The organism is Erythrobacter sp. HA7-11, from assembly GCF_055693605.1.
This window is the reverse complement of record NZ_JBVFUF010000002.1, coordinates 1,879,440-1,892,535: the sequence shown is the minus strand read 5'-3', so window position 1 is coordinate 1,892,535 and position 13,096 is coordinate 1,879,440. Positions and strand designations below refer to the sequence as shown.

14 protein-coding genes and 1 pseudogene are annotated in these 13,096 nt (G+C 59.5%); 7 read left to right on the top strand and 8 right to left on the bottom strand.

What is annotated here, in order from left to right:
- Positions 1-9: 9 nt before the first annotated feature.
- The 3 genes and pseudogenes from ACZ1GU_RS09765 to ACZ1GU_RS09755 form a co-directional block, all read right to left on the bottom strand.
- A complete protein-coding gene (locus ACZ1GU_RS09765; RefSeq protein WP_472647809.1) occupies positions 10-756 on the bottom strand; it encodes a thioredoxin domain-containing protein in 747 nt (248 codons plus the stop codon).
- 154 nt (positions 757-910) lie between these two features.
- The gene (locus tag ACZ1GU_RS09760) at positions 911-1,660 is read right to left on the bottom strand and encodes a DsbA family protein (protein ID WP_472647808.1); all 750 of its coding nucleotides are present in this window, start codon (positions 1,658-1,660) and stop codon (positions 911-913) included.
- A 2-nt stretch (positions 1,661-1,662) separates the two neighbouring features.
- Positions 1,663-2,209, bottom strand: a pseudogene (locus ACZ1GU_RS09755) (DUF721 domain-containing protein).
- Positions 2,210-2,250: 41 nt separating this feature from the next.
- Between ACZ1GU_RS09755 and ACZ1GU_RS09750 the strand changes: the two are divergent.
- Positions 2,251-3,297 (top strand): A/G-specific adenine glycosylase, encoded by a 1,047-nt coding sequence (locus tag ACZ1GU_RS09750; protein ID WP_472647807.1) that lies wholly within the window; start codon positions 2,251-2,253, stop codon positions 3,295-3,297.
- Here ACZ1GU_RS09750 and ACZ1GU_RS09745 read toward each other — a convergent pair.
- A complete protein-coding gene (locus ACZ1GU_RS09745; RefSeq protein WP_472647806.1) occupies positions 3,294-3,515 on the bottom strand; it encodes a hypothetical protein in 222 nt (73 codons plus the stop codon). The genes ACZ1GU_RS09750 and ACZ1GU_RS09745 overlap by 4 nt on opposite strands.
- A 167-nt stretch (positions 3,516-3,682) precedes the next feature.
- On the opposite strand from ACZ1GU_RS09745, the gene ACZ1GU_RS09740 reads away from it, so the two are divergent.
- From ACZ1GU_RS09740 to ACZ1GU_RS09725, 4 genes are all read left to right on the top strand, one after another.
- Complete coding sequence (locus ACZ1GU_RS09740) at positions 3,683-4,990, top strand: serine hydrolase domain-containing protein (protein ID WP_472647805.1); 1,308 nt, start codon at positions 3,683-3,685, stop codon at positions 4,988-4,990.
- A gap of 122 nt (positions 4,991-5,112) precedes the next feature.
- On the top strand, positions 5,113-5,913 hold the full coding sequence (gene nudC / locus ACZ1GU_RS09735) for an NAD(+) diphosphatase (RefSeq protein ID WP_472648756.1): 801 nt from the start codon (positions 5,113-5,115) through the stop codon (positions 5,911-5,913).
- A gap of 14 nt (positions 5,914-5,927) precedes the next feature.
- Positions 5,928-6,623: a DsbA family oxidoreductase gene (locus tag ACZ1GU_RS09730; protein ID WP_472648755.1), complete on the top strand. Its 696-nt coding sequence runs from the start codon at positions 5,928-5,930 to the stop codon at positions 6,621-6,623.
- Positions 6,624-6,638: 15 nt separating this feature from the next.
- Positions 6,639-7,514, top strand: coding sequence for a DUF1295 domain-containing protein (locus tag ACZ1GU_RS09725; protein WP_472647804.1), 876 nt, complete (start codon positions 6,639-6,641; stop codon positions 7,512-7,514).
- 7 nt (positions 7,515-7,521) lie between these two features.
- On the opposite strand, the gene ACZ1GU_RS09720 is transcribed toward ACZ1GU_RS09725, so the two are convergent.
- A complete protein-coding gene (locus ACZ1GU_RS09720) occupies positions 7,522-7,911 on the bottom strand; it encodes a DUF1489 family protein (RefSeq protein ID WP_472647803.1) in 390 nt (129 codons plus the stop codon).
- Positions 7,912-8,009: 98 nt separating this feature from the next.
- On the bottom strand, positions 8,010-9,470 hold the full coding sequence (gene mgtE / locus ACZ1GU_RS09715) for a magnesium transporter (protein ID WP_472647802.1): 1,461 nt from the start codon (positions 9,468-9,470) through the stop codon (positions 8,010-8,012).
- Between the two features lie 117 nt (positions 9,471-9,587).
- Here mgtE and ACZ1GU_RS09710 point away from each other — a divergent pair, with 117 nt between their 5' ends.
- Positions 9,588-10,034 (top strand): peptidylprolyl isomerase, encoded by a 447-nt coding sequence (locus ACZ1GU_RS09710; RefSeq protein WP_472647801.1) that lies wholly within the window; start codon positions 9,588-9,590, stop codon positions 10,032-10,034.
- 5 nt (positions 10,035-10,039) lie between these two features.
- Here the strand turns inward: ACZ1GU_RS09710 and ACZ1GU_RS09705 are convergent, their stop codons facing one another.
- Positions 10,040-10,546 carry a hypothetical protein gene (locus tag ACZ1GU_RS09705; protein WP_472647800.1) on the bottom strand — a complete coding sequence of 169 codons (507 nt, stop codon included), beginning with the start codon at positions 10,544-10,546 and terminating at the stop codon, positions 10,040-10,042.
- A gap of 84 nt (positions 10,547-10,630) precedes the next feature.
- Between ACZ1GU_RS09705 and miaB the strand changes: the two genes are divergently transcribed.
- Positions 10,631-11,962, top strand: a complete 1,332-nt coding sequence (miaB, locus tag ACZ1GU_RS09700; protein ID WP_472647799.1) for a tRNA (N6-isopentenyl adenosine(37)-C2)-methylthiotransferase MiaB — start codon at positions 10,631-10,633, stop codon at positions 11,960-11,962.
- On the opposite strand, the gene ACZ1GU_RS09695 is transcribed toward miaB, so the two are convergent.
- Positions 11,951-12,880 (bottom strand): hypothetical protein, encoded by a 930-nt coding sequence (locus ACZ1GU_RS09695; RefSeq protein WP_472647798.1) that lies wholly within the window; start codon positions 12,878-12,880, stop codon positions 11,951-11,953. The genes miaB and ACZ1GU_RS09695 overlap by 12 nt on opposite strands.
- Positions 12,881-13,096: the final 216 nt, after the last annotated feature.

Genomic DNA, 13,096 nt, shown 5'->3' with positions numbered 1-13,096 from the left:
TAATCCCGCTTAGCGGGCTCCGGCGCGTTGCAGGATCGGTTCGAGCTGTTCCCAACTCAGCGCGTCAATCTTAGCGCCATTGAGCATGAAGGTCGGGGTTCCGGCCACTTCATCTTCCTGAGCTTTCTGGCCGACCGCTTCCGCCATCGCTTCGATCTTCGCGCCGTCAGACAAGCAGCTTCGAGCTTGATCCGCAGAAAGACCACGGGCCGCGAAGAAATCGATGAGGCCGGTTGCAGAGGCGATCGCCACGAACCGCTCATCCGGACCTAGCTGGCCAGCAGTCGCAAGCGCTTCCTGATTGGCCTGAATTTTGGACATCACATTCTGGTGATCGGCCCAAACCTGATCGGACAGGGGCTGGAACTGCTCGGCTGGCCCGCATTGTGCCAGCGTCGCGATCACCACGTCGAAGATGTTGAGAAACACCTCGCGCTGTTCAAAGCTGACGACGCCGGTTTCGACATACTCCTTCACGCCAGCCTTGCCGTTTTTGGCAAAGTTCGCACACGCGCCGCACGTGTGCGAGGCGTATTCGACCAGCTTCAGCGGGGCGTCGGGATTGCCGATCTTGTAGCCGCCTTCCTCGGTCACCATCACCGTGTCAGACCACGTTTCGCCGTCAGGTGCAGGGATTGCAGCGATGGCGTCTCCCGAAAGGTCGCCGTCCGCTTCCGCGCTGCCATTGCAAGCGGCAAGGGCCAGCGCCAGAGGAGCTGCGATAGAGGTGCTGAGGATACGGCGGGATAGGGTCATGACGCGATAAGTCCTTTGATCTTCATGCCGACGCTATACGAAGCGAAAAGCCTGCGGAAGCGCCGGAAGTTTGCTTGTTCACAAATGAGTCGGTTCAAAGCCAATTGCGAGCGAAATTATGGCGCTTTGTCCCGAATATGGACGAATTTGACGGTTAGAACTGGCTTTCGCCCAGCTGCGGTTCCCGATCAGTATCGTCCATCGCCTTGTAGTGCGCTTGCAGAACCGGATAGAGCGACTGCCAGGAGTGGACGTTCTGAAGCGTTTCGCCATTGAGCGCGAAGCTGGGCGTGCCGTTGATCCCGAAGTCACGCGCCGCGCTTTGCGTGCCCAGCATCAAGGCTTGCGCTTTGGCGTCATCGGCAAGGCAGGTGTTGACCACTGGCAAGGCATAGCCGCGCTGCTTGGTCATCTTGTCAGAAAGCCCGAGCGCGCTCGCCATGCTCATCCGCGCATTGCGATCACCGCGGCCCCAGATCGCCTGCTGGCTTTGCGGAGCGGCAGCGGCTTTCTTGAGCCAATCGTCATGCGAGCGCATGAACATCGCGTGATTGCCTTTGAAGTTGCTCGGGTCACCGCAAGCGACCAGCATGGAAACGGTCAGGTCGAGCGCATTGCGGATGTAGGAGCGCACCTCAAAGCGCAATTTGCCATTGGAAATAAACGCGATGTCGAGCGCTGCATCGCCTTGCTTGGCGAAGGTTGCGCAGTGCCCGCAAGTGTAGCTGACGAACTCGGTCAGCACAGTCTCTGCATCGGGATCGCCGATCACATGGCCTGCTTCTGTGACCTCGACATTGGTGTGCCACGGGCCGGTCGTGGGAGCGCTTTCTTGCGCGGCTAGCGGCGATGTTGCGGCCAGAGCCGCAGCAAGGCCAAGCCCTGCAAAATTCGTCAATTTCACGATCATTCTTTCTTATCTGTGTCCCCGTCACCCATACTGCGCGCGAGCGATTCCAGCACGGTCCGCAGCTCCGGGTCGCCGATATCGCGCAAACTGTCCCCCAGTTCCATCGGAATGGGTTTGAGCGATGGCGGTGCCTTCGCAGGCTCTTGAGCATGGGTTGGCTTAACCGCGCCTTGCCGGATCTTGATCCGCGACACCGCCTGATAGCCGAAAAAGCGGTTCACCCGCTCTGTGATCTCGGGGATCACCTGCTGGATCAGCGGCGCATGGGCGGGCAGAACGACAAGCTGCAAGATGCCTTCGGATTTCTCACCCGGCGGGAAGCGTAACGCTTCGGGGCTGCAAACGCGGGCGTGATGCGGGCCGACGATTTCGGGCCAGCGGGTGACGACCGAGCTCTGCACAAAACCGAAGCGGCGAAAGGCGGTGCGCCCGATCTCGGGCATAAGCTCACCGATGGCGCGCACGCCGCGACCGCGCGGTACGCTCATATTTCTTGGCCGGTTTGCGTTTGCGCGCAGGCTTCTTGTCTTTGCCGGTTTCCATTGCGGTTAGCCTCATGCCATAGGGCGCGGGTGAGTTCCACAATGTCTGACATCTCAGCTAAACTTTTGAACTGGTATGATGCGCATGCGCGCGATCTTCCGTGGAGAAATCCCCCGGGTGCGCCTCGCCCAGACGATGACGCGTGGCCCTATCGCGTGTGGCTATCCGAAGTGATGCTGCAACAGACGACGGTTGCGGCGGTGAAACCCTATTTTGAAAAATTTACAGCGGTTTGGCCAAGCGTCCATGATCTTGCTGCGGCGAGCGAAGATGACGTCATGGCGGCATGGGCGGGGCTGGGCTATTACTCGCGCGCTCGCAATCTGGTGAAATGCGCGAAGAAAGTGGCCGAGCGCGGCAGCTTTCCAACGACCGAAGCCGAGTTGCGCGAGCTGCCCGGGCTTGGCGCGTATACGGCGGCGGCGATTGCGGCGATTGCCTTTGGCGAGCGCGCGGTGGTTGTCGATGCCAATGTTGAGCGGGTGGTGGCGCGATTGTTCAACATCACGGAAGCCTTGCCAAGGGCGCGCAAGGCGATCCGCGAACGTGCGGACGAAATCACGCCCGAGGCGAGGGCGGGTGACTTTGCTCAGGCGATGATGGATTTGGGATCGAGCATCTGCACCGGCAAAGCGCCCAAATGCTTGCTGTGCCCACTGTCAGACGCTTGCGAAGCGCGAAAAGTGGGGGAGCCGGAAAAGCTGCCCGTCAAACCGCCCAAGAAAGCCAAGCCCGAGCGAAAGGGCACGGCCTATTGGATCGAACGCTGTGAGGAGGAGGCCCGTGAGATTTGGCTCGTCAAACGCGCAGGTACTGGGATGCTGGGCGGCATGCGCTCGCTGCCAGATGACGGTTGGTCAGCGCGCCAAGATGGTTCAGGCGAGCCGCCTTTGACTGGCGAATGGGCGGAGTTGGGCGCGGTGCGGCATACTTTTACTCACGCGCATCTAACGCTCAGCGTCCTCCAACATGCCGGGCAAGCTACACCCGATGGCGATGGAGAATGGTGGCCGCTGGATCAGCTAGAAGCGGCTGGCCTGCCGACGCTATTCGCAAAGGCTGCGCGGCTGGCGATGGCGCAGGATTAGATAATCCCGCCGCCCAGGCTCAGCCTCAGCGCCGCAATCAAGAGCACGATCAGACAAAAATTGCGCCCGCTATCTTTCGACGACAGCGCACCCAGAACAACACCGATCACAATCAGCGGCAAGGCAAGCCAATTGCCCCAGCCGAGTAGCGGGATTGTCGAAGGGATAACGATCACCAATGAGAGGATTCCGAACAGGAACGAGAGTAGGTTCAGCATGTGTGTTATATGGGTATAACACTTCTGGTTTGCAAGCCTCTCATGACAAGTCCTGATTGACCACTTATCGCTTCACGCCCTAACAGCGGTTCACATAACACTCAGGGCAATGTGTCTAGCTCCGGTACGGAAATTTAGACCTGACAAATAGAGAGGCTCACACCCCTATGGCATTTCGCGAATTTCACTCCGCCCCGACCTCGCGCCGGGCTTTGCTGCGCGGCGGCGCATATCTGGCTGCTGGTGGCGCGCTGGCGAGCATGCCGTTCGGGCGCATCGCGCTTGCGCACGACGTCAGCGAGAGCTGGCCTAACGTTGCGGCGATGGCAAAAAGCTACGTCGACAACCGCAAGCTTGCGAACCTAATGGTGACTTTCGGAAGCGGACAAGAAGACCATGCGCACACTGTTGGCGGCGGGACTTTGTCTTTGCAGAGCCACAAGCAAGTCGATGAAAACACGCTCTATCGCATCTATTCGATGACCAAGCCGATCACCGGCATGGCGATCATGATGCTGATTGATGAGGGTAAACTAGGCCTCGATCAGCCGCTTGGCGAAGTGATGCCGCAATTTGCCAATATGCGCGTGCTCAAAGATCCCGAAGGCGCGCTCAGCGACACCGTGCCGACTGATCGCCCGATCACAATCCGGCACCTGCTCACGCACACGGCTGGCATTGGTTATCTGATCACGAGCAAAGGGCCGCTGCTCAAAGCCTATCAGGAAGCCGGCCTAGTCGGTGGCAGAGTTAGCCGCTTGCCGATACCCGGCATTACTCCTGTTACCCCTGCGCCCAATCTCGAAGTGTGGGCTGATCGCCTCGCTGAGCTGCCGTTGATGTATCAGCCGGGTACCAAGTGGAGTTATTCCGCCAGCATCGACCTGCTAGGCCGAGTGATCGAAGTCGCATCGGGTCAGTCCTTCGAGAGCTTCCTGCAGGACCGCATATTTACGCCGTGCGGGATGGAGAGCACCTTCTTCACCCTGCCTGAAACCGAAGTCAGCCGTATGACCGACAATTATGGCATTGCCTTCGGCGCGCCTCTGCCGATCGATCCGGGCCGTAGCTCGATCTATCTTGACGCGCCCAAAGTGCCATCGGGCGGTGGCGGTCTGATCAGCTCGCCCAAGGATTACGACCGGTTCCAGCGGATGCTGCTTGGCTATGGCACGCTCGACGGGGTCGAGGTAATGAGCGAAGCGGCGGTGCGGATGGGCACTTCAAACCTGTTGCCAGAGGGCCTTGATCTGTCAGGCTCATGGATCGCTGGCCAGGGCCACGGCGCCGGTGGCCGCGTGGTTGGCAAGCAATTTGGCTGGGGCGGGGCTGCTGGCACACTGGCCAGCATCGACTATGGCCTCAACATGCGGGTTGCCTTGTGGACGCAATATATGCCGACCGAAGCGCATCCGGTGCGCGCGGAATTCATGGCCGCGCTGGAAAAAGATCTCGCCGGAATGCGGGGTAGCTAAGCCCAGTGGACGCGCGAACCTCCGTATCGAAAACCTCCGCCACCGGACCTATTGCCTTTGCCGGTTCGCCGATTGACCGCGCGGACAATACGCGCGCTGACCCACAGGCGCTTGCTGCGCTGATGAACTGGAAAGCGCGGCTGCTCGCGCTTGATGGTTTGATGCCTGCACTTGATGATGCGGGACGGCTGGCATGGGGCACTTTGGCCGATGCGCCGGAGGATGCAGAGCTGGTGTTCCTTGGATTGCTGGACGGCAATGCGTGCTTTGCCGCTGTGCCCGACCAAGGCGATGCCAGCCCGCGCATGGCGAATCCGCGGCTGTGGTCGCTGATGGCAACGCTCGATCCGGGTGATCTGGCGCTCTATGGTGGGGCGCGCAGCCTCACCGATTGGCACGCGCGGCACCGCTTCTGTGCGCAATGCGGCGCTCCCACAAAAATAGCCAAAGGCGGGTGGCAGAGAAATTGTGGGGCTGAAAGCGGCGGCTGCGGCGCGCAGCATTTCCCTCGCACCGATCCAGTCACCATCATGCTGGTCGAACACGAAGGCCGCCTGATGCTCGGACGCGGCAAAGGCTGGCCCGAGGGCGCCTTTTCCGCACTCGCTGGCTTTGTCGAACCGGGTGAGACCATCGAGGAAGCGGTTGCGCGCGAAGTCTTTGAGGAGTCGGGAGTGCGCGCTCGCGATGTGAGCTATATTGCCAGCCAGCCGTGGCCGTTTCCGAGCCAGCTTATGCTCGGCTGTCACAGCTATACCGATAGCGACGAGCTGACGATTGACGAGACCGAAATGGCCGAAGTGCGCTTCTTCACCCGCGAAGAAGTGGCCGCGTCGATTGCAGGCGAGGGGCCATTTCGAGCTCCGCCCAAGCATGCCATCGCCTCAAACCTGATGTACTGGTGGCTAGAGAAAACCGCGTGACTTCGCCTGCTGCCATGACGATCGACATTTACTCTGACGTCATGTGTCCGTGGTGCCTGATCGGCTATGGTCAGTTGACCAAAGCGCTGGAGGAACTCGAAGGAGAGGTCGAAGCGCAAATCCGCTGGCGTCCGTTTGAGCTGAACCCCGACATGCCCGCCGAAGGTGAGGAGCAGGATGCGCACATCGCCAAGAAATACCGTCGCAGCGATGAAGAGCGCGCCGCAATCCGCGAGCAGATGCGCAGCATTGCGGAGAGCGCTGGCGTGTCACTGACCTATGACGGCGTCAAAGACGAAAAAGGCGAGGCGCCGCCTGCGATGATGTGGAACACCCGCGATGCGCACAAGCTGCTCGGCTGGGCTCTCGAAGAGGCGGGGCCGAAGGTGCAAACCGACTTGAAGCTCGCTCTGTTCAAGGCGCATTTCAACGAGCGACAGCGGATTGGCGAACGTGACGTGTTGCTCGATATCGCCGCCAGCGTTGGCCTGCACCGCGAGGCGGCCAAAGCGGCTTTGGACGATGAGAAATTGGAGGCGCGTGTCCTCGCGGAGGAACGCCAGGCCTGGGACCTCAACATTTCCGGGGTGCCAGCGATGATCGTCAACGGCAAGTTTATGATCCCCGGCGCGCAGGCTCCCGAGGTCTATGTCAACGCGCTGCGCCGGGTGGTCGAGAAAGAGAAAGCCAAGGAACAGGCGCAGGCGTGATCCGTTAAGGGGCTTATGAAGAGCATAATTGTCGTCATAGTTGTGAGCGCCTTTGCGCTGGGGTTTGGGCACTTTGCAGGGGCAAACAGCGTTGAAATCGGGGGCTATTCGGCCTTCCTGCTCTGCGCAATTATCGCCCTTGCGGTAAACTGGCTGGCCTACATTCCCTCGGCCATCGCGCAGTCGGACAAGTATTACGACACGATGGGCGCGATCACCTATCTCACCGTGACCGGCTTTGCCTGTTGGACGGCATACAATGCGATGGGTTCGCTTGATACACGCGCGATCGTGATCGCAGCGATGGTCGCGCTCTGGTGCATCCGGCTCGGCACATTTCTCTACATCCGAATTCACGCGATGGGCGGCAGCGATTCTCGCTTTGAGAAGATCAAGACTAAGCCCACGCGTTTCCTTGCAGCTTGGACCCTGCAAGCTCTCTGGGTGATCCTCACCGCGTCTGCTGCGCTGGTCGCAATCACCGCAACCGAGCGTGCAGAGATCGGCGCATTTTTCTGGATCGGGGCGGCGATCTGGCTGATCGGCATCACTTTCGAGGTGGTCGCCGACGCCCAGAAAAGCAAATTCAAAAATGATCCTGACAACAAGGGCAAGTTTATCGATGTTGGCCTATGGAAGTGGTCGCGCCATCCAAACTATTTTGGCGAGATCACGCTGTGGACTGGCATTCTGGTTATGGCGATCCCGGTGCTGTCCGGATGGTCCTGGTTGGCGGTGATTTCACCAATCTTCGTGTTCCTGTTGCTCACAAAAATCAGCGGCGTGAATCTGCAGATGAAACAGGGATTGGAACGCTGGGGCGATGATCCGGACTATCGCGAGTATCTTGCGAATACACCTGCGCTGATTCCTTCGCCGCCCAAAAAATGAGGCAGGACTAAATCAGTCCCAAGCGCTCTAGCTTGCCAGCCAACTTACCCGGCAGGGCATCGCCGATGTCCTCGCCCGGATCGAGATCACGCGGAGGCTCGCCTTTGAGATAACGCCACCCCTGGTGCGCCCGCTTGGGGCGAGGGTCGACGCGGACTAACTCCGGCTTCAACTCAATCCGCCAGCGACCGTCGTCGCCTTGCGTAAAACCTGTGATTTCCGAGCGCGCGACGATCGCATGCTGGTGGATCCAATAAAGAGAGCCACCGATGCATTCTTCCCAGCGCTTGGGGCGATACTTGGTCGTCAGATAGGGGCTACGACGCCCAGCATACCAGCTTTCGATATCGGCATAGCTCTGCGCGCCGAACGCGATCTTGGTGAGATGAAGCGGCATGGGGTCAAGATAGGCAGTCTCGCGGCTTTTGCGAGAAATGAGGTTGTAATATCCACTTTATTTGTCCGCAAGGATGCGAGCGTTAGCGAGCCGCAGAGCTAAAGCGGCACCAATCCGCTCGCAACCGCAAGGCCGAGGAAAGCCAAAAAGCCCATTGAGTCGGTGATCATCGTCACGAACACGCTGCTCGCGACCGCAGGGTCTTGATTAAGCCGCTCGAAGATCACCGGCACCAGCACGCCCGCAAGGCCTGCCACCGCGATGTTGATAATCATCGCGAGCGCGATCACCGCGCCCATCATCGGGGAGAAGAGCAAGCCTGCAGCGATCCCGATCAACAAGGCAACAGTCGCGCCATTGAGCAGCGCGACGCGGAACTCCTTCCACAAAATTCGCCAGGTGTTCGCGCGGGTCAGTTGGTTGGTCGCGATCGCGCGCACCGCAACGGCCATAGTCTGCGTGCCAGCATTCCCGCCAATGCTCGCGACTATCGGCATCAGCACGGCGAGTGCGACAAGTTTTTCAATTGCAGCGCCGAAAAACGCGATGATCGCCGAAGCAACCACAGCCGTGCCAAGGTTGGCGATCAGCCAGCGCACGCGGCTGGAAAACGCCTCGCGGATCGGCTCGTTAATGTCTCCATCGCCAGCACCGGAGAGGAGTAGCGCGTCTTCGCCCGCTTCTTCGGAGATGATGTGCACGATGTCATCCACCGTCACTTGACCGACCAGTCGCCCGCTCTCATCCACCACAGCAGCAGATATCAGCGCGTATTTCTGGAACATCAGCGCGACTTCTTCCTGATCCATCGTGACGGGGATCAGCGTCTGATCGCGCTTCATAAGATCGGTGAGCTTGATCGAGCGTGGGCTGGTAAGGATCCAATTGAGTGCACAAGTGCCGACCGGGTGGTGGCGCTGGTCGACAACAAAGACTTCCCAGAAATCGTGCTCCAGATCGCCTTCCTCGCGCAAAAAGTCGATCAAATCACCGACCGTCATATGCTCGGGCACCGCCATGAAGTGGCGGTTCATTAAGCGTCCGGCGGTCTCCTCCGGATAGGCGAGCGCGCTGGTAACTGCTGCCTGCGTTTCAGGCTCAAGCTCGGCGATAATCGCCTGCTGGTCTTCCTCGTCGAGGTCTTCGAGCAGCTGGACCGCATCATCGGTCTCCAACTGTTCGGCGATGGTCGCGACCGCCTCCGGCTCGAGCGCCTCCATCATGTCTTCGCGCACGTGATCGTTGAGCTCTGCGACCACATCGCTGCTCATCAGATCGGACAGCGCGCTGGCAAGACCTTGCCGCTCATCAGAGTCGAACAATTCGAGCAGGTCGGCCACGTCAGCTGGGTGAAGCGGCTCAACCAGATCATGCACGGCGGCATTGTCACCCGCTTCGAATGCATCGCGAACCGAGCGGACAAAGCGCGGCTTCAGCCGGTTTTCTTCATCGTGCCGTTCATCGTCGATCCGGTCATCCGGGCGCGCGCCATCATCGCCCGTATCCTGCGGAGCGGTATCGATCACAAGATCATCATCGAGGCGGCCATCATCCGACATGGCGGTTTGTCTAGGCTGCGCGCATTCAAAAGCAAGCGTGTTCGAGGGAAGGGTGGGGGTGACTCGCGGCTCGATATGCGTATAGCGGGGCCAAATTCTTCAGGAGAAACCTTTCCCATGGCCGATACACTTACCTTCACCCTCGAATCCGGCGACGTTGTGATCAAGCTGCGCCCTGATCTGGCCCCCGGCCATGTCGAGCGCATAACCGAGCTGGCGGGCGAGGGCTTCTACGATGGCGTAGTGTTCCACCGCGTGATCCCCGGCTTCATGGCGCAAGGCGGCGACCCAACTGGAACCGGCATGGGCGGCAGCGACAAGCCAGACCTGAAGGCCGAGTTTAATTCAGAGCCGCACACCCGCGGCACGTGCTCGATGGCCCGTACTCAGGTGCCGGACAGCGCGAACAGCCAGTTCTTCATCTGCTTTGACGATGCAGAGTTTCTCGACGGTCAATACACCGTCTGGGGTCAGGTCGAGAGCGGCATGGAGCACATTGATGCGCTGCCAACCGGCGAGCCACCTGCAAGCCCCGGTAAGATCGTGAAGGCGGTGGTTTCCTGATTGCGTCAGAGTCCACTGGGCGAGCGTATCAGCGTGTAGCTGCTCGGCTCGCCCGGACCTTCAGCATTACGATAGACTTCATTGCGCATCAAAGAACCGTCGCCGCGCTGGTTATAGGCGAGCGAGAAGGCATGGCTTTCTCCCTCATCGAGCCCGGTTACATCACGAAATTCGAATGTGATCGCGTTGCCATTTCCTACCACTGTCTGGAGCCGTGGCTGGTTGCCTTGCGGACAGTAATGCGTGGCCACAATCCTGTCGCCGTCGATATGATAGACGGTCATCGAGTGAAGACCCGAGGCGGTTTCCCACCTTTCGACAACGGTATGACCTCGCGCGGTAACCTCGAACACGATCTCAAGCGCATCGGTTTCAGCGACCTGCCAGCGGCCTTCCCACGATAGGATTTGCGCAAACTGTCGCTCGGCCAGCGTAGGGGCAGTTTCCTCGGCGATGGCTGGAGAGGCAAGCGCTATCATGGCAGATATGGCGACAATGGATTTGCTGTTCATCGCCAACATTTGCCAGCCCCCGACAAAAATGCAAGCGCTCGCCAATTGAACCCTCGCGCCAATCTCGCTAAACGCCCGCCCATCATGAAACCCGTCACCACCCCTCCCAAGACCTACCGGGTCAAAAACTTCGGCTGTCAGATGAACGTCTATGATGGCGAGCGCATGGGTGAGCTGCTCGGCGAAAAGGGACTGACGCCTGCGCCAGAGGGGGAGGACGCCGATCTGGTCGTGCTCAACACCTGCCATATTCGCGAGAAAGCGGCGGAGAAAATCTACTCCGACATTGGCCGCCTGACCAAGGGCAAGACGCAAAAGAAAGCACCGATGATCGCGGTGGCTGGCTGCGTTGCTCAGGCCGAGGGCGAAGAGATTATGACCCGCGCTCCGGCGGTGTCGATGGTCGTCGGTCCGCAGGCCTATCACCGCTTGCCCGACATGCTCGATCGTGCAGTGCAGGGCGAGCGCGCGACCGATACGGACATGCCCGCGATTGCCAAGTTTGACAGCCTGCCGACGCGTCGTCGCAGCTCTCCCAATGCGTTTTTGACCGTGCAGGAAGGGTGCGACAAGTTCTGCACCTATTGCGTGGTGCCCTACACGCGCGGTGCGGAAATATCGCGTCCGTTCAGCCATTTGGTCGACGAAGCGCACAAGCTGGTTGACGCTGGTGCGCGCGAAATCACGCTGCTGGGGCAGAATGTAAACGCATGGAGCGGAGAGGATGATGCGGGCAGGGCGGTTGGTCTTGCAGGGGTCATCCACGCCATTGCGAAAATTGATGGTCTGGAGCGCATTCGCTACACCACCTCGCATCCCAACGACATGGACGATGCGCTGATTGCGGCGCATGACGAGGTCGACAAGCTGATGCCGTACCTGCATCTGCCCGTGCAATCAGGCAATGACCGAGTGCTCAAAGCGATGAACCGCAGCCATACGGCGGAAAGCTATCTCAAGCTGCTCGAGCGTTTCCGCGAGGTGCGCCCCGACATTGCGCTGTCTGGCGACTTCATCGTCGGATTCCCAGGTGAGACTGAGGCAGAGTTTGAAGACACACTGAGCCTCGTCGATGCAGTCGGCTATGCCGCCGCTTACAGTTTCAAATACTCACCGCGCCCCGGAACACCCGCCGCGACGATGGACGATCAAATCCCGCAAGAGGTGATGGAAGATCGGCTCGCGCGCTTGCAAGACCGGCTTGGACGCGATCAGCTTGCCTTTAACGAGGCGACCGTGGGGCGTCGCTGCGATGTCCTCGTCGAACGCAAGGGTAAGCGCGAAGGCCAGTGGCTCGGTAAATCACCGTGGTTGCAAAGTGTGTTCTTCGAAGGTGATGCGCAGCTCGGCGATATGGTGACCGTCGATCTGGTCGAAGGCCGGCCAAGCTCGATGCGAGGTGAGTTATTGCGCTGAGGGTTGATCCTCGGCGAGCTCCATATTCGCCGCAGTCGCGGCAATCCCGCTATAATACTTCTTCGCCTGCGTGTTGCGCGACTTTTGGTAGAGCCCTGTGATGAACGCCTGATCGAAGGTGGTCAGACCATCGGGCGCTGCGTCGTCTTGAAACAAGGTGAGGATTGTCTGCGCGGCGGGCACCGTGCCTGGCTCAAGCTCTCCGGTCGAAGCAAGCGCGCGCATTGTCGCATAATCGGCCAATTGCTGGAGCGTTTTGCCGTTCGCGCTTGCAAGTTCAATCAGCACCACGGCTGACCGAATTTCGGTCGTGGTCGGGTTGCGCAAGCGAGAGGTTGAACGTAGGCGGTTTTGCGCCTGTTGGAACCGGCTGTATGTCCGCTCAGGGATCGGTATGCCATCGGCGCTTCGAATTTGAATTGTGTTCCATGCGCGCACCGGACCTTCTTCGTTCAGAACCCACATCCGTCGATAGCTGAGCAGATGGTCGAGTTCTTCGGAATCGTATGTCAACCAATCTTGTGGCTCGCCTTTGTTGGGCGGAATGAATTCGACCAGCACATTGTGCGTGCACGGGGTTGAAGGATCGCGGCGATTGGCGCCCAAACGGGCGGCGTTTTCTTCGATCCGCTCCTTTACGACTTTGGCGGCGTTGTCGGGCAGGCCGACGACCTTGGGGCAAATCGCTTCAAAGAACGTGCCGACTGTCCGGCCCTGTCGCGGCTTGCGAAAGATTTGCGTTACCATCTGGCGCAGCTCTTTTTGCCGCTCCAGCTTTGTCGGCGCTTCGTCAGGCGCAGTCACCACAATTTCGTTTTGCGAGCGGGGCGGGGCGCTGTCTTCGCTGGGGGATTGAGCGGGCGTTTGTGCCTGCGCCGCAAGCAGAGCGGTAGCGAGTAGTGTTGCATCCATCATCATAAACGCGCCTCCTGCTATTGCGGCCAGAGGGTTATCTCTTGGCGAGGCCTAAAGTAACGCATCAATCGATGAACTGCGCATGACTTTCCACCGCTGCGACAGTCGCGCTCGCTTGCTTTGCCCGGCGGAGCGCTTACCTTTCCGACTCGATAACGAGCCTAGAACGCAAAGGAACCTATGGGCCGCAAACCGACCGCAAAAGCCGCTGGTGCAATT

Excerpts from the sequence above, each read along its gene's own strand:
- ACZ1GU_RS09750 (WP_472647807.1), top strand. The coding sequence starts at position 2,251 with ATGTCTGACATCTCAGCTAAACTTTTGAACTGGTATGATGCGCATGCG.
- ACZ1GU_RS09695 (WP_472647798.1), bottom strand. The coding sequence starts at position 12,880 with ATGATGATGGATGCAACACTACTCGCTACCGCTCTGCTTGCGGCGCAG.
- ACZ1GU_RS09740 (WP_472647805.1), top strand. The coding sequence starts at position 3,683 with ATGGCATTTCGCGAATTTCACTCCGCCCCGACCTCGCGCCGGGCTTTG.
- ACZ1GU_RS09720 (WP_472647803.1), bottom strand. The coding sequence starts at position 7,911 with ATGCCGCTTCATCTCACCAAGATCGCGTTCGGCGCGCAGAGCTATGCC.
- miaB (WP_472647799.1), top strand. The coding sequence starts at position 10,631 with ATGAAACCCGTCACCACCCCTCCCAAGACCTACCGGGTCAAAAACTTC.
- ACZ1GU_RS09730 (WP_472648755.1), top strand. The coding sequence starts at position 5,928 with ATGACGATCGACATTTACTCTGACGTCATGTGTCCGTGGTGCCTGATC.
- ACZ1GU_RS09725 (WP_472647804.1), top strand. The coding sequence starts at position 6,639 with ATGAAGAGCATAATTGTCGTCATAGTTGTGAGCGCCTTTGCGCTGGGG.
- nudC (WP_472648756.1), top strand. The coding sequence starts at position 5,113 with ATGAACTGGAAAGCGCGGCTGCTCGCGCTTGATGGTTTGATGCCTGCA.
- ACZ1GU_RS09705 (WP_472647800.1), bottom strand. The coding sequence starts at position 10,546 with ATGAACAGCAAATCCATTGTCGCCATATCTGCCATGATAGCGCTTGCC.
- ACZ1GU_RS09710 (WP_472647801.1), top strand. The coding sequence starts at position 9,588 with ATGGCCGATACACTTACCTTCACCCTCGAATCCGGCGACGTTGTGATC.
- ACZ1GU_RS09765 (WP_472647809.1), bottom strand. The coding sequence starts at position 756 with ATGACCCTATCCCGCCGTATCCTCAGCACCTCTATCGCAGCTCCTCTG.
- mgtE (WP_472647802.1), bottom strand. The coding sequence starts at position 9,470 with ATGTCGGATGATGGCCGCCTCGATGATGATCTTGTGATCGATACCGCT.
- ACZ1GU_RS09745 (WP_472647806.1), bottom strand. The coding sequence starts at position 3,515 with ATGCTGAACCTACTCTCGTTCCTGTTCGGAATCCTCTCATTGGTGATC.